At 52.0% G+C, this 15405-nt stretch carries 13 protein-coding genes and 1 pseudogene; 6 read left to right on the top strand and 8 right to left on the bottom strand.

Features of this window, described 5'->3' with window-relative positions:
* Nucleotides 1-77 precede the first annotated feature (77 nt).
* Genes phnC through phnE (FE845_RS09680) form a run of 3 tightly spaced genes read left to right on the top strand, consistent with a single transcriptional unit; the run spans nucleotide 78 to nucleotide 2532 of the window.
* Nucleotides 78-920: a phosphonate ABC transporter ATP-binding protein gene (gene phnC, locus FE845_RS09690; protein WP_200363876.1), complete on the top strand. Its 843-nt coding sequence runs from the start codon at nucleotides 78-80 to the stop codon at nucleotides 918-920.
* Complete coding sequence (gene phnE / locus FE845_RS09685) at nucleotides 917-1726, top strand: phosphonate ABC transporter, permease protein PhnE (protein WP_320159683.1); 810 nt, start codon at nucleotides 917-919, stop codon at nucleotides 1724-1726. Before phnC ends, phnE (FE845_RS09685) begins: the two co-directional genes overlap by 4 nt.
* The gene (gene phnE / locus FE845_RS09680; protein ID WP_200363874.1) at nucleotides 1723-2532 is read left to right on the top strand and encodes a phosphonate ABC transporter, permease protein PhnE; all 810 of its coding nucleotides are present in this window, start codon (nucleotides 1723-1725) and stop codon (nucleotides 2530-2532) included. The genes phnE (FE845_RS09685) and phnE (FE845_RS09680) overlap by 4 nt, the downstream gene beginning before the upstream one ends.
* A 98-nt stretch (nucleotides 2533-2630) precedes the next feature.
* On the opposite strand, the pseudogene FE845_RS09675 reads toward phnE (FE845_RS09680), so the two are convergent.
* The 3 genes and pseudogenes from FE845_RS09675 to FE845_RS09665 all read right to left on the bottom strand — a co-directional run.
* Nucleotides 2631-3349 (bottom strand): annotated as a pseudogene (locus FE845_RS09675) (transposase); the annotation flags it as partial.
* 166 nt (nucleotides 3350-3515) lie between these two features.
* A complete protein-coding gene (locus tag FE845_RS09670) occupies nucleotides 3516-4190 on the bottom strand; it encodes a LysE family translocator (protein ID WP_200363872.1) in 675 nt (224 codons plus the stop codon).
* A 132-nt stretch (nucleotides 4191-4322) separates the two neighbouring features.
* A complete protein-coding gene (locus FE845_RS09665; RefSeq protein ID WP_200363870.1) occupies nucleotides 4323-5699 on the bottom strand; it encodes an MFS transporter in 1377 nt (458 codons plus the stop codon).
* Nucleotides 5700-5908: 209 nt separating this feature from the next.
* Here FE845_RS09665 and FE845_RS09660 point away from each other — a divergent pair, with 209 nt between their 5' ends.
* Nucleotides 5909-6817, top strand: coding sequence for a LysR family transcriptional regulator (locus tag FE845_RS09660; protein ID WP_200363868.1), 909 nt, complete (start codon nucleotides 5909-5911; stop codon nucleotides 6815-6817).
* A 79-nt stretch (nucleotides 6818-6896) separates the two neighbouring features.
* Nucleotides 6897-8126 (top strand): PLP-dependent aminotransferase family protein, encoded by a 1230-nt coding sequence (locus FE845_RS09655; RefSeq protein ID WP_200363866.1) that lies wholly within the window; start codon nucleotides 6897-6899, stop codon nucleotides 8124-8126.
* Nucleotides 8127-8222: 96 nt separating this feature from the next.
* Here the strand turns inward: FE845_RS09655 and FE845_RS09650 are convergent, their stop codons facing one another.
* Nucleotides 8223-9116, bottom strand: a complete 894-nt coding sequence (locus FE845_RS09650) for a DMT family transporter (protein WP_200363864.1) — start codon at nucleotides 9114-9116, stop codon at nucleotides 8223-8225.
* A 127-nt stretch (nucleotides 9117-9243) separates the two neighbouring features.
* Between FE845_RS09650 and FE845_RS09645 the strand changes: the two genes are divergently transcribed.
* Nucleotides 9244-10086 carry a helix-turn-helix domain-containing protein gene (locus tag FE845_RS09645; RefSeq protein WP_200363862.1) on the top strand — a complete coding sequence of 281 codons (843 nt, stop codon included), beginning with the start codon at nucleotides 9244-9246 and terminating at the stop codon, nucleotides 10084-10086.
* Nucleotide 10087: 1 nt separating this feature from the next.
* Here the strand turns inward: FE845_RS09645 and glmS are convergent, their stop codons facing one another.
* The 4 genes from glmS to atpD form a co-directional block, all read right to left on the bottom strand.
* The gene (gene glmS / locus FE845_RS09640; protein WP_200363860.1) at nucleotides 10088-11920 is read right to left on the bottom strand and encodes a glutamine--fructose-6-phosphate transaminase (isomerizing); all 1833 of its coding nucleotides are present in this window, start codon (nucleotides 11918-11920) and stop codon (nucleotides 10088-10090) included.
* Between the two features lie 52 nt (nucleotides 11921-11972).
* Nucleotides 11973-13337: a bifunctional UDP-N-acetylglucosamine diphosphorylase/glucosamine-1-phosphate N-acetyltransferase GlmU gene (gene glmU / locus FE845_RS09635; RefSeq protein WP_200363858.1), complete on the bottom strand. Its 1365-nt coding sequence runs from the start codon at nucleotides 13335-13337 to the stop codon at nucleotides 11973-11975.
* A gap of 168 nt (nucleotides 13338-13505) precedes the next feature.
* On the bottom strand, nucleotides 13506-13928 hold the full coding sequence (locus FE845_RS09630; RefSeq protein WP_100687617.1) for a F0F1 ATP synthase subunit epsilon: 423 nt from the start codon (nucleotides 13926-13928) through the stop codon (nucleotides 13506-13508).
* 36 nt (nucleotides 13929-13964) lie between these two features.
* Complete coding sequence (gene atpD / locus FE845_RS09625; RefSeq protein ID WP_200363855.1) at nucleotides 13965-15359, bottom strand: F0F1 ATP synthase subunit beta; 1395 nt, start codon at nucleotides 15357-15359, stop codon at nucleotides 13965-13967.
* Nucleotides 15360-15405 lie beyond the last annotated feature (46 nt).

Here is a 15405-nt window from a genome sequence, read left to right as displayed (position 1 = left end):
CCTGTCGTCAGTGGGTTGGCCACGTTGCGAGATGTGGCCAACCCTCCGTCTTTTATTATCAGCAATGGCAACAAATTGTGCTTGAACTAAAAGCCTTATCAAAAACCTACAAAACCGGCGACCGAGCACTGAGCGATATCAGTTTCTCGGTACCTGCGGGGCAGGTCGTAGGACTGATTGGTCCCTCCGGCGCAGGCAAATCAAGCCTGATTCGGTGCATCAACCGCTTGGTTGAGCCTACCGCTGGCAGCGTTTGCCTCGGTGAAACCGAGCTAACCACCCTCAACGGCCGGGCTTTGCGTCAGGCTCGCCGACGTATTGGTATGATTTTTCAGGAGTACGCTCTGGTAGAGCGTCTTACGGTGATGGAGAACGTATTGTCTGGACGATTGAGTTATGTCTCCAGTTGGCGATCTTTCCTACGCCGATTCCCTCAGGCTGACATTGATCAGGCCTTCAGTTTACTGAACCGTGTGGGGCTGGGTGATCACTGTAACAAACGGGCTGATGAACTCTCGGGTGGTCAACGGCAACGTGTAGGTATTGCCAGAGCATTGGAGCAGAATCCGGACCTTTTGCTGGCAGACGAACCTACCGCATCACTGGACCCGAAAACCTCCCGCCAAATCATGCGGCTAATTCAGAGCGTTTGTCGGGAAATGAACCTGCCCGCCATCATCAATATTCACGATGTTGTGCTGGCTCAGAATTTTACAGACAGAATCATCGGCTTACGGGCTGGCAAGGTAGTGTTTGACGGCTTGCCATCAACCTTATCTCACGAGGCCCTCACTCGTATCTACGGCGCCGAGGATTGGGGTCAGATGCAACAGGCCAATGAGCCACAAGACGACGATACCCTCCTATATAACTCTCTAGATAACGCTCTAGATAGCTCGCCAATGCTGGTGAGCTCGTGAGCAGTATTATCAGCTCTTCGCAAACGTGGAAGCGACCGCCGGTATTACTCAAAAGCCAACGCTGGCGCTGGATCATCATCTCAGGCAGCGTGGTCTATCTGATTCTGGCGATCAACTCGGTGGAGGTCGACTGGTTTCGGGTTTATGAAGGGTTAGAACGAGGATGGCGCTTCATTCAAGGGTTTCTAACACCGGATTTCAGCTCCCGCTGGCAGGATATCCAGATTGGACTGATCGAAAGCTTGACCATGACTCTAACCTCCACCGTAGCCGGCGTATTGGTCTCAGTACCAATCGGCATCGGTGCCGCCCGTAACCTAGCCCCTGCGCCGGTGTATATGTTCTGCCGGAGCATCATTACGCTTTCACGCTCATTTCAGGAAATCATTATCGCAATCCTGCTCGTCGCCATGTTCGGGTTCGGACCTTTCGCCGGATTTCTTACACTGACGTTTGCCTCTATTGGGTTTCTGTCCAAGCTGTTGGCCGAAGACATCGAAGATTGTGACAGCGCCCAAATCGACGCCATTCGCGCTAGCGGTGCTCGTTGGTGGCAAGTCGTTAACTATGCCGTTCAGCCTCAGGTGATGCCGCGGCTAATAGGTCTTTCTCTGTACCGTCTGGACATCAATTTCCGGGAGTCATCGGTTATCGGCATCGTCGGCGCTGGCGGTGTCGGAGCCACTCTGAATACAGCCATCGATCGCTACGAATACGATTCGGCTGGCGCCATTTTAATCATCATCATCGCAATAGTGTTGGTGGTGGAATACTCCTCATCCTATATCCGACGGTGGGTTCAATGATATCCGGAGCAGACACGCAGATCTGGCAGTTCCGCACTCCAAAACAACACATGCTGCGATGGCTCGGTTGGTTCTGGTTAGTAGCGTTGACCGTATTTTGCTGGAACCTGATGACCGAAGACACCATCTGGGCTTTTGTAGCCGACGCTCCCCGTCAGGCCTCGGATATTGGTGGTCGCATGCTTCCGCCACGCTGGGGCTACCTCAATCAACTTTGGCAGCCGCTCTGGGATACCCTGAACATTGCGACCCTTGGCACGTTGATTGGTGTGATCATCGCGATACCAGTAGCATTTCTGGCCGCAGGCAACACCACCCCAAGCCGCTATTTCGTGCGCCCAGTTGCGTTGCTGATCATCGTGACCTCCCGGTCAATCAACTCCCTTATCTGGGCGCTGCTGCTAGTAGCCATCATAGGCCCGGGGCTTTTGGCGGGTATTATCGCCATTGGGCTTCGCTCCATTGGTTTTGTTGCAAAGCTGCTGTATGAGGCTATCGAAGAGATTGATGAGAAGCAGGTGGAAGCCGTACGGGCAACCGGCGCTTCCGGTGCCCAGATTATTGATTACGCGATTATCCCGCAGATCCTCCCGGCATTCTGGGGTATTTCAGTCTTCCGGTGGGACATAAACATTCGCGAATCAACCATTCTCGGACTGGTTGGTGCAGGTGGCTTGGGCCTACAACTCCAGTCGTCATTGAGCACATTGGCCTGGAACCAAGTAACCGTAATATTTCTCGTTATTCTGGCAACGGTTATTGTTTCAGAGTGGGTGTCTGCAAAAGTCCGGCAGGCGGTACTTTAGAGTCGTTCAAGCGCCACGGTAATCCCCCCATTTTAAGAGGGCATCAAAAGTAGAGTTCAGGCCACCATGGCCAATTTCTGTTGTGGGGTAATGCCTCCGAGAGCCATGTTGTCCCGGTTGTAATCATCGATCACATTGAACAGCCGGTAACTTCGGCCATCCTCTAACTGGTCATGCATGAAGTCCATGGACCAACTGATGTTGATGTCCGTAGGCACCGCCAATGGCTCGGGTTTCTCACGTACCAGCCGTTTACGAGGCTTGATGCGTAGGTTCAGCTCCAGTTCCCGGTAGATCCGGTAAACGCGTTTGTGGTTCCAGAGATAACCCTTCACGTTGCGCAGGTACAGAAAACACAGGCCAAAGCCCCAGTTTCTCTGGTTATGGGTTGAGCGCACTAACAGATCCGCGATCTCGGCATTTTCAGTGCTGAGCTTAGCCCGGTAACGGAAGCAGGACTCACTGACACTGAAGGCCTCGCAGGCTTGGCGAATGCTACAACGAGCAGCGGCAACGGCCTTGTGTGCCATCTCGCGACGGAGAGATGGCTTTACCACTTTCCCTCAAGAGCTTCCTTGCGCAACTCAGACTTGAGCCGTTCTTCGGCATACATCTTCTTCAGCCGCCGGTTCTCATCCTCAAGCTCTTTCATACGCTTGATCATGGAGGTATCCATGCCGCCAAATTTGGCTCGCCATTTATAAAAGCTGGCACTGCTTATGCCGTGCTCGCGGCATAGCTCCGGAACGGGCACACCGCTCTCGGCTTGCTTCAAGATCGCCATGATTTGGCTATCGGAAAATTGTGACTTCTTCATGCAGAATCTCCCTGCGTTTAGCTTACGGAAAATTCTACTTTTGAGCACCTCGGTTTTTCGGGGGGATTACCGTTAGTAACAGTCGCGATCTCGGCTGCGATAATTTTCCTGTGGAAGTAATCGTCAACAAACTGATTCGTCGCAGACACTCTCCGCTCCGATCAGTTCACGTTGCTGGCCACCTGATTATTGAAGAAAACCCAGAAACAGCCTCGTAGGCCAAGATAAAGGCCATCAGAATAATCAAGCTTCCTCCGATACGGTTTACTATTCTGACACTGCCTGTGTTGGAAAAAAGGCGGGAACTTACGCTGTGAGCAGCTACAACCCACACGCTATCGATCGCAATACCCAACATGATAGGTATCATCGAGTACATGATTAGGACGTTCGTGGGGCTCGCAAGATTGCCGCTGAGAAAGCTTGGAACTATGGTTCCGAACATGATGAATGCCTTGGGGTTGGTTATACCGACTATCACTCCCGCAGTGAGCGGTGATTTTCTCCTTGTTGGCTGTTCGGCAGCAACTGGACTCGCCGCTTTCGAAGCTACGAGGTATCCTATGCCGATGAGCAGCAAGGCGATCGCACCCAGCATTCTGATGGCAGACAAAGCGAAATCGGACTTCAATATAAGAGGGCCAAGTCCAAACGAAAGCAGTATCGCAATGCTTAACATGCCAATTGCATTGCCGATCACACCACGCAACGCATGACTTCTACCCTTCATGATAACCTGCCCAATAAAAAGCATGATGCTTGGGCCAGGTACAGCAATGAGTATCGAGCTGGTTATAATTAACCCCAGCAGCCCACTGACAGATACCCCAATGTCTTGCATGTAAATATTCCCTTCGATGTGCGTGTTGCGGGCATCAATCCCATATTCTCAGCGCCTTATTGAAAATATTTCTTATACGTTCTGGCGCGTAGCAGGTAATTTATCCCGTTATCGAACAAGACCAAAATGCTCTCATGTATGTGTTCGGTCTCTCAAAAACAAAGATGCTATTACCCCTAGCCCGCTTATGATTAAGGGCAGAATCAACGCGAATTGATAACTCTGAAGACTTGGGCCAGTTCCTTTTTCTGCAACAGACACGATATCCAGAATGATCCCAAAGCCCGATTGAACCAAAGCTGCTGCCAAGAATGCACCCATATTTACAAGCGCTGTTGCAAACCCGACGTTCTGCAGGGCTACCGCCTCCTTGGTGGCCGCAAAAATAACGCTTACCTGTCCTCCTGAAAGCCCCAACAGTACAAACAGAACCATTGCCCCCCAACCAGGGCTCCATTCAGCAAAGGCCATTACACCCCACACAGTCGCCGATATCAGTGCTGCCGCAACAATTACCGGCTTCTTCGCTCCAATACGGTCAGCTGCCCACCCGGCAAATAAAGAGCCGACACCGTAAACAATAAGTGCAACAGTTGCATACTGTGCGACTTGTGTAGGTTGCAGGCCGAAGCCGTCTATTAAGAGTGGCGCAGCCCACAATCCTAGAAACGCATAGAGCGTTCCATTAGTGGCCGCTACACAAAGAAAAAGCAGCCATACTTGGCTGGATCGCAGTACGCGCCGATTTCCCTGCAATAGTTGACGGACTGTTGCCTTGGCTTTCGGTGAACGCTCTTGTCTTCGCTTAGGGGCATCTCGACAGAAAACAACAAGACAGGCGGAGGCCACAAACGTCAGACTACCAAAAAAGAGAACAATATCTCTCCAGCTTAACCAGCTCAGTAGATACGCGGTCGGGCTCTGTGCTATCACACTCCCCAGTGCTGCCAGAAGCATCGTTGTGCCCATGATGAGCGAATGGCGATCTGAGGAAAACCAAGTAGCGTTGTAAGTCATCAAGACGACGAAAACTGCAGATAACCCAAGCCCCATCAGAGCTGACCCCACGAGCAAAACCTCTAGATTTGGGGCAAAACCAAAACAAAAAGCACCTATCGACGTTACAGTCCCCCCGATAAGCCCACCATTTCGTACCCCAACCGAGTCGGTATAAATGCCAGCCGGCACCTGCATCAGTGTGTAAACCCAGAAGTGCATTGATGCCACAATACCAAGTGCAGTGGCTGTCAAACTGAGTTCTTGCTGCATACTCCCCGACAATGTCGCGGGCGCGAAACGGAAAAAGAAGCCACTGATGAAAATGCTAATAAGCAGGCACCAACCTCCCCATTTAAGCCCGCCTGAAGGTATGAGACAGGAGAGACTACTCTTTTCTACTTCGCTAATATTGTCGTAGCTATAGCACTGAGTGGGGAACGTTTTTGAAAGAGCTTCTGGAGCAACTCCGCCCAAACTTCTATTGTCAGGGGAGCTCTTCATCGCTGTCATAGTCGCGCCCATGTGTTTGCTTCCAAAACAAGTGGAGCAGAGCGTACAAAGGGACACAGGTAAGTTGGAAACGAAAAAACTTGTCTGGGGGTATCAACTTATTCGATACTCAACCAGTGTTTTTTCGTTAATTCGATTGCCCTTTCCGCCCCCCTCTATATATGCGCACTTCAAGCAGGTAAGACGAGCTGGCCATAGGAGGCATCAAAATGAAATGGAGTTTGGATCAGCTACGCACATTTATATATGTTGCAGATACGGGCGGTTTTTCACGGGCAGGAGAACGACTCTTCCTGGCCCAGTCTACTGTCAGCTGGCAAGTTCAGCAGCTTGAGCGCCAGGTTGGCTCGCCGTTGCTCCAACGGAATCCGAATGGCGTCACCCTCACTGAAAAAGGCATGGCCTTCTACCTGAGGGCACAAAAGGTTGTCACCGCAAACGATGAAGCTGAGCTGTGGTTGACGCAGAACACCGTTGACCGACAGATCATTCGATTCGCCACAACCGATTGTTATGCAAGTTGTCTATTACCAGAACTACTTGAGCGTTGGAAATGCCAGTTTCCCAACGTGCAAGTAACTTTGGATTGCAGCTTTAGCACTGGTATCTGGGAGCGTTATAAAAAAGGGGAGTTCGATATCGCTCTTGCTCAGCATTGTCCTTCTGACATCAACGCAGAGCCCATCAGAGTCGAACCGTTAGAATGGGTATGTGCCAGACAATCGTTAGCTTGGCAACAGAGTACGGTGCCCGTAGCTTTGTTTGAGCACGGCTGTCCTGACAGAGAAATCATGCTTAATGCGCTCAAAGGTGCAGGACGTGAGTATCGAGTTGAGTTCGAGACCTACAGCTATGGGGGGCTTGTGGCGGCGGTGGAAAGCGGAGCCGTAGTTTCCGCTCTGCCCAGATCGACAATACCTTCCACACTCAAACGTCTTGATAGTCAGCACCGGCTCCCACGGCTGCCATCTTTGAACGTGAATCTAGCAAGCCCAAACAAAAGCAGTAACGCCATATGCGACCAACTATACGATGCCGTTATGCTCCACTTAACCGGGGACTGTCCGAGCTTATCGAATAGTAGTGAAGGCGATACTAAAAGCGCGCTTGTGAACTAAAACATCAATAATTCCTTGATTGTGCCAAGCGTTATCTGTTCGCCAAAACCATACTGAGGAATAACCCAAAAGGCTTAAAATGAGCAGCCAGACATCTACGTTTTCCAAGAGCATTCTTTCTCATCGAATGCAGTCAGCAAGCAGCTCTGCGATAAGGGATCTGCTCAGGCATTCCAAAATACCAAATATGATTTCACTGGCCGGAGGAATACCAGCACCAGACCTCATAGATACTGAAGGACTCGAAGCGGCCACATACCGCGCCATAGAAAGCGCACCAAATAACGTCTATCAGTATGGGCTGACCGAAGGAGAAATGTTCTTACGCAAAGAAGTCGCCGCTCGCATAATCACGCAGGGTATCTGTGTAAAGCCAGACAATATCCTTATCACAACCGGTTCGCAGCAAGCGCTCGACATGGTTGCCAGAACCTTTCTTGATGAGGGCGATAACGTATTGGTTGAAGAATCCACCTATCTGGCAGCATTACAAGTTTTCGATATAGCAGGAGCGAACACAACAGCGTTCCAAGTCAATCAGCAGGGTATTGACCTCGAGCAGCTGGAATCGTTGGTTGCCATGCGGCGCATTAAGCTAATGTATCTGGTTCCGAACTTCAGCAACCCCACCGGAAGAACCTTGTCTCTTGCTGAAAGAATGGATCTTATAGCGTTTGCTATCCGTCATGACATCCTTATTATTGAAGACGACCCTTACGGTGATCTCCGATACGAGGGGGAACACGTCGCATCACTCTTCGAAATTGCAGAGCAATCATTTAGCGCAAAAAACCGAGTTATTTACATTTCGTCTTTTTCAAAAACACTCGCCCCTGGATTACGCTTGGGGTGGTGCATCCCTCCAGAAAGCTATTTCCACCCTCTGTGCCGTGCCAAGCAATCTATGGATCTCCACAGCAGTACGCTATCGCAATATATTGCAGGCTGTTATCTGCAAAGCGGACGCCTTGATAACCGGCTTAAACTTCTTAAAGAAGCATACAAATCCCGTCGCGATGCGCTGATAAAAGCTATTGCGGAACATCTGCCAGATACTCTCGAACTTAACGTACCCGAGGGTGGAATGTTCCTTTGGGGACGGTTTTCAAATGGACTGGATGCATCTCTCGTTCTTGAACAGGCCCTCAATCATCACGTGATGTTCGTGCCGGGAAAATATTTTTATAGCGGAACACCGGACTTAAGTTCGATACGTCTTTCGTTCTCAACGATCACGCCCGCTCTGGCAGACGAAGCCATCAAAAGGCTTGCGACAGCGATTCAACAAACCGAGCAAATGCGAGCTTAGGAGTTGCAAAGTTTTCCTGGGCCCCTTCATCACTTGTTGATAGATGCAGAATAACGTCGAGAGGCGATACATAAAGGTGCCTTCTGGCACCTACAGTTAATCGCTGACTAACTCGCCACTGTCGCGCTTTCGGGGACGCCAGAACATAATCACATTCCCTGTAAGAGTCAGAGCGATCCCGATTATGGCGACCGGTGTCCAGTTATAGCCTTCGAATAGGGTCGAGATTGCCAGCGCAACCATCGGGAACAATACTGTCGCATACCCGGCCTTTGCAGATCCGATTCTTGCGACAAGCATGAGGTAGGTCGTGAAGCCGATTACAGATCCAATCACCGCAAGGTAGACCAGCGCCACCCAATACTCAAGCTTGGTCGAGAGGGCCAAAGGTTGTTCGCTCGCTAGGATTAAACCTAGCAGCGCAAGCGCGCCGATGCCCATACCCCAACTGTTGGCAATGACGGGCGTGATTCCGATGCTGCTATTGCGCCGCGAGGCCATGTTACCGAGGGAAAACATCAGCGTTCCAAATACGGCCCAGCCGATCCCCTCAAGCGTAGCTGCGTCGAAGCTGACCACGAGGTCGGTCCAGAAGATAAGCACCAGGCCCGTTGCACCAACACCACCGGCTAGAAGCGTTTTTAGAGTGATCCGGTCGCCGAAAAATAGCCGTGCGTTGATCGCATTGAAGATTGATGCCAACGAAAAGACAATTGATACAAGCCCCGATGGGATCAACGCGGAGGCTTTGTATAGGCCTATAAAATTGAAACAGAACAGGCAAAGTGCCTGAAGAACGACAAAGCGCCAGATTGACGGGCGCTTAAGCCGTTTCATCAGTGAAAGCCCGGCCAGCATTATCAGCCCTGCTAGCGCGAAGCGGAAAAAAATGGACACGATGATTGGTATCTCACCGATCTGCGCCACAATACCGATCCAGGTGGTCCCCCAAATAAGGACAGTGGTTATAAACAGGGTGATATTGTTCATGATAGGCCTTCAACTGGATTTTGATGCCTTTACGCTACCCTCTTTTCCTATTCCGGTTTTGCATATTCTTGCGGTTAAGTTCGATAGGCGTTAATCAACTTCGATTGCGCTTTGGTAAGCTAAGGTCATGACTCGAACCGTTGAACATTTTCTCAGCCTTTCAAACGCCGAAAATCTCTCCACCAAGATGAATCTGGGTGCAGGGTGCGGTGTGGCAATCTGGGAAAATCAAAACGATCACGTGCGATACGAAGCGCCGCACAATAATACCTTCAGCCTGTACATGGAGGGCGGAACAGGAACACGACGGCTTGATGCTGGCAAGGTATCCGGATGGCCCGGCGCGGTCTGTATCATGCCAGCAGGACAAAGTTCGGAGTGGGAGATCACCAAGCGATTCCGCTTCGTTCATCTCTACCTTTCAGACGAAAGGCTGCGAAGTATGTTCTCGGAGACCCATGACTGCGACGCGCGCCAACTGGACTTACCCGAGGCCAACTTCGCCGATAAACCGCATGTGGCACAACCGCTTGCCGAACTCGCCCATGCATCTATGTCGAACAACCTGCTTCACGCGGAAGGCGCTCTAACAGACCTGATAGGGGGGCTTTCTGGTCGGCAGACACGCCTTCTTGGGGGGCTCGCGCCTCATATCCTGTGTCGAGTGGAGGACTATGTTGAAGCCCACCTCGCCTCGACCATTCATCTGAGTGACCTTGCACTGCTGGCTAATATGTCCGCGTTTCACTTCAACCGGATGTTCCGTCTAGTGCAGGGCTGCCCTCCTCATGCCTGGATTACCAAACAACGAGTGCGCCGAGCAAAGCAACTTCTGCGCTCAGACGCACCCCTTGTAGAAGTTGCCGTCGATTGCGGTTTTTCAAGCCAGAGCCATCTGACTCGCGTCTTCCGAGAACAGACCGGCCGAACTCCGGCACAATACCGCAAGCTTCTTTGGAATACGCTCTAACCTACTCAACCGTAACGCTTTTCGCTAGATTTCTCGGCTGGTCCACATCCGTGCCTTTGAGCACGGCAACGTGGTAAGAAAGCAATTGCAACGGAACGGTATAGACAATTGGAGCGGTTATTTCATGCACTTCCGGTAGCTGCACCACATGAATGTTTTCTTCTGGCTTTATGTTCGCTGAGCTATCGGCAAACACAAACAGCTCGCCGCCCCGAGCACGCACTTCTTCCAGATTCGATTTCAGCTTTTCGGCCATGCTGTTGTTGGGTGCTACCGTGATCACCGGCATTTCGCTGTCTACCAGCGCCAGCGGACCGTGCTTGAGTTCGCCTGCAGGATAGGCTTCAGCGTGAATGTAGGAAATCTCTTTCAATTTCAGAGCACCTTCCATGGCCACCGGGAACTGTGAGCCGCGACCTAGGAACAGGGAATGATTTTTATCCATAAAGCGCTTAGATATCTCTGCGATCTCACCCTCCAATGCCAATACATCGTTTACCTGTCCCGGTACTAGGTGAAGCGCTTGAACAATCTCGGTTTCGCGTTCTTCGCTCAAACCGTTTTTGCGGGCCAGCGCCAGAGTGAAAATAAGCAGTGCGACCAGCTGGGTAGTAAAAGCTTTTGTGGAGGCAACACCAATCTCCGGGCCAGCCTGAGTCATGATGACCAGATCGGATTCTCGCACCAAGGAACTGCCCGGCACGTTGCAGATAGCCAATGCGGCGCGGAAGCCCGCTTTTTTGGCCTGACGCAGTGCAGCTAGAGTATCGGCGGTCTCGCCAGACTGGGAAATGCACAGAAATAGCGTGTCTTGCTGGATAACGTGTTTGCGATAACGAAACTCGGAGGCTACTTCCACGGAGCAAGGCACACCGGCCAAATCTTCGATCCAGTATCGAGCGACCATTCCGGCGTGGTAACTGGTGCCACAGGCAATGATCTGTACGTGGCGGACGTCTTTCAATAAGTCGCCAGCCTCGGTACCAAGAGCTTGCTCCAGCACCCGTGAGGCTGTCACACGGCCTTCCATAGTCGCCTTGATCACTCTTGGCTGCTCATGGATTTCCTTGAGCATATAGTGCCGATACTCGCCTTTATCTGCGGAGTCTGAGCTATGTTCAAAGCGGCTTATGGCTCGGTCAACCAGCGTGCCATCGCGGTCGTGAATCTCGATGCGGTCCTTGCGGATATCCGCAAGATCGCCTTCTTCGAGGAACATGAATCGATCGGTTACTGGCAGCAGTGCCAATTGATCCGAGGCAATAAAGTTTTCACCAATACCCACACCGATCACCAGCGGGCTGCCTTCACGGCACACAACCATGTGGTCGGGCTCGTCGGCGTGCACTACAGCAAGTGCGTAGGCGCCACGCAGGCGCGTTACTGAGGTCTTCACCGCATCGTAAAGTTTGCCCAGTTCGCGGAAGTTCTTTTCTATCAAATGCACAACAACTTCTGTGTCGGTTTGAGACGTAAACTCAAACCCGTCGGCCTTGAGTTCTTCACGCAGTTCCTGATAGTTCTCGATGATGCCGTTATGCACGATTGCTAAACGATCGCCGGACATGTGCGGGTGGGCATTGAGCTGTGACGGCTCGCCGTGGGTCGCCCAGCGGGTATGGGCGATGCCCAGATAGCCGGAAAGCGGCCTGGCTTCAATAGCGGCGGCAAGTGAGGCTACCTTGCCCACTTCTCGAGCACGCTGCACGGCACTCTTTCCATCCAAAACTGCCATACCGGCGGAATCGTACCCCCGGTATTCCAGGCGGCGCAGGCCCTCAAGAAGAATGCCCTGAACGTCCCGTTCTGAAACTGCACCTACAATGCCACACATGTTTCATACCCTATTCGTGATAAAAATCGTGGTGAAAAATGTAAAAAACTGCTCAGTTTTTCTCCGGCTTTTGCCAACCCGAAATATTTCGCTGGCGGCCCCTGGCCACGGCCAGCTCATGCTCCGGCACATCCTTGGTAATTGTTGAGCCAGCGCCGACAGTAGCACCTGCTCTTACAGTAACCGGGGCAACCAACGAACTGTTGGATCCAACAAACACGCCATCCCCCAGCACCGTCTGGTATTTATTCACACCGTCATAGTTGCAGGTAATAGTGCCCGCACCCACGTTTACATTGGTTCCCAGCGTAGCATCACCCACGTAGCTGAGGTGGTTAATTTTGCTGCCTTCGCCAACGATGGTTTTTTTAGTCTCAACAAAATTGCCCACCTTGGTATTGGCCGCCAGTTGCGTGCCGGGACGCAATCGCGCGAAAGGCCCAACCTGTGCCTTAGGGCCAACACTGGCCTGTTCGATAACACTGTGTGCATGAATCTGGGCGCCGTCTCCAATGTTGGCATCGGTGATCACACAGCCGGGTCCGATGGATACATGGCTGCCCAACGTCACCTTGCCATTAAAAACCACGTTTACATCAATCAGCACATCGTTGCCGATATTGAGTTCCCCACGCACATCCACCCGTGCGGGGTCAGCCAGCGTTGCTCCTTCAGTCATCAAACGATCTGCTTCTCGCCTTTGGTACCAGCGCTCAAGTTCAGCCAGCTGCATACGATTATTAACCCCCTGCACTTCGAAGGGATTGCCCGGCTGAGCGACGTTGACGGTCATTCCAGCCTGCACAGCCATGGCGATGATATCCGTGAGGTAATACTCGCCCTGAGCGTTGCTGCTAGAGAGCTGGGGTAACCAGTCTTTTAAATGGCGGGCGCTAACCGCGAGAATGCCCGTGTTTACCTCTGTAATGGCCAGCTGTTCCGCACTGGCGTCTTTCTGCTCAACGATGGCGGTAACCTGCCCTTTCTCATTTCGCAAAATTCTGCCATACCCTTGCGGGTTATCCAGAGTGACGGTTAACAAACCTAACGTGGTTTCATCCAAATCCTGAACGAGTCCTTGGAGGGTTTCTGCGGTCGTCAGCGGCACGTCACCATAAAGCACCAGCACCCGGGCATCGTCCGGAAGTTCGGGTAGTGCCTGTGCAACGGCATGGCCTGTGCCCAATTGCTGTTCCTGCATTACCCAACTAACGCTATAAGCGGTGGAGGCCGCCTTCACCTGATCAGCGCCATGGCCAATAACGCCATGAACCTTCTCAGCACCAAGCGTTTGGGCGGTATCAATCACGTGATGAAGCATGGCTCGCCCTGCCACTTTGTGCAGTACCTTTGGCAGCGATGATTTCATCCTTGAGCCCTGACCGGCGGCCAAGATAACAACGTGCAACGGTGACATGGGGCAACAACTCCCTTACGTGGTGGGGTTCTATCAATGGTAGTTCACACAACAAAAAAGCCGCACCTCGTAGTGGAAGCCAGCATCGTAATAGCCTTTTCAGGCCATACAATACCCGCTACCCACGCCGGGATGCGGCTTTATCGGGGCAAGCTCTGCCAGAGCGTTCTAGCGAACGTTCTTGCGCAGCTTTTGCAAAGTACGTAGCTGAGCGGCCGCTTCGGCCAGCTCTGCAGCCGCACGATAATACTCAAACTCACCCGTCTTATTCGCCAGTGCTGCTTCGGCGTCTTTCTGAGCCTGCACAGCGGCAGCCTCATCAACGTCTTTGGCGCGCACCGCCGTATCGGCCATCAAGGTCACAAGATTTGGCTGTACTTCCAGGTAACCCCCGGAAACGTAGAGGATTTCCTCTTCGCCACCTTGTTTGATGATCCGGACTGCCCCCGGTTTAAGGGCGGACAGCAACGGAGCATGGCCAAACTGAATGCCCAACTCACCCTCGGTACCAGTAGCGATAAGCATCTCTACCAAACCGGAGTAAATCTTCTTTTCAGCGCTTACGACGTCGCAATGTACTGTCATAGCCATATCTCTAAGCCTCTTGGGTCAGAAAGTGAAAGAGGATTACTTGCCTTCTTTCGCCTTCATGGCCTTCGCTTTTTCGATGGCTTCGTCCATAGAGCCGACCATGTAGAAAGCCTGTTCAGGCATGTCGTCATAGTCGCCGTTCAGGATGCCTTCGAAGCTGCTGATCGTGTCTTTCAGAGACACATACTTACCTGGAGAACCGGTAAACACTTCAGCAACATGGAACGGCTGAGACAGGAACCGCTCAATCTTACGGGCGCGGGAAACAATCAGCTTGTCGTCTTCTGACAGCTCATCCATACCCAGAATGGCGATGATGTCTTTCAGCTCTTTATAACGCTGAAGAACGTTCTGAACACCACGGGCAACCGCGTAGTGCTGCTCACCAATCACCAGCGGATCCAGCTGACGGGAAGTGGAGTCGAGCGGGTCAATCGCAGGGTAGATACCCTTGGAAGCGATGTCACGGCTCAGTACCACAGTCGCGTCAAGGTGCGAGAAGGTGGTGGCTGGAGATGGGTCAGTCAAGTCATCCGCAGGTACGTATACCGCTTGGATCGAGGTGATAGAGCCATCTTTGGTGGAAGTAATACGCTCCTGAAGTTCACCCATTTCCTGAGCTAGGGTCGGCTGATAACCTACCGCTGAAGGCATACGGCCCAACAGTGCAGATACCTCAGTACCGGCCAAGGTGTAACGGTAAATGTTGTCAACAAACAACAGTACGTCACGGCCTTCGTCACGGAACTTCTCAGCCATAGTCAGGCCGGTCAGCGCTACACGCAGACGGTTTCCTGGGGGCTCGTTCATCTGGCCGTAAACCATGGCTACTTTATCAAGAACGTTGGAGTCCTTCATTTCGTAGTAGAAGTCGTTACCTTCACGAGTCCGCTCACCAACACCTGCGAATACGGAGAGACCGGAGTGCTCCTTCGCGATGTTGTTGATCAGTTCCATCATGTTTACGGTTTTACCAACACCGGCACCACCGAATAGACCAACTTTACCACCCTTGGCAAACGGACAGATCAAGTCGATAACCTTGATGCCGGTTTCCAGAAGGTCAGCAGAAGCTGACTGGTCTGCATAGCCTGGTGCTTTGCGGTGGATACCCCAGCGCTCTTCTTCACCGATAGGGCCCTGTTCGTCGATAGGACGACCAAGAACGTCCATGATGCGACCCAGAGTCTGGGTGCCCACGGGTACTGAAATCGGCTTGTGTGTGTTCTCTGCTTTCAGGCCTCGTTTGAGACCCTCTGTGCTGCCCATTGCGATGGTACGAACAACGCCGTCGCCCAGCTGCTGCTGAACTTCCAGAGTTGTCTCGCCACCTTCAAGCAGCAGTGCGTCGTAAACGCCTGGCACGGCGTCACGTGGAAATTCCACGTCGATAACCGCGCCAATGATCTGAACGATGTGTCCGCTACTCATGCTCGGTTCCTCGTTATCTTAATAGTCAATAAAACCAGTAGGATTG

Source organism: Marinobacter sp. 1-4A (assembly GCF_016597725.1).
GTDB lineage: Bacteria > Pseudomonadota > Gammaproteobacteria > Pseudomonadales > Oleiphilaceae > Marinobacter.
Note: the sequence above shows the minus strand (reverse complement) of the source record. Positions and strands in the feature narration are given on the sequence as shown.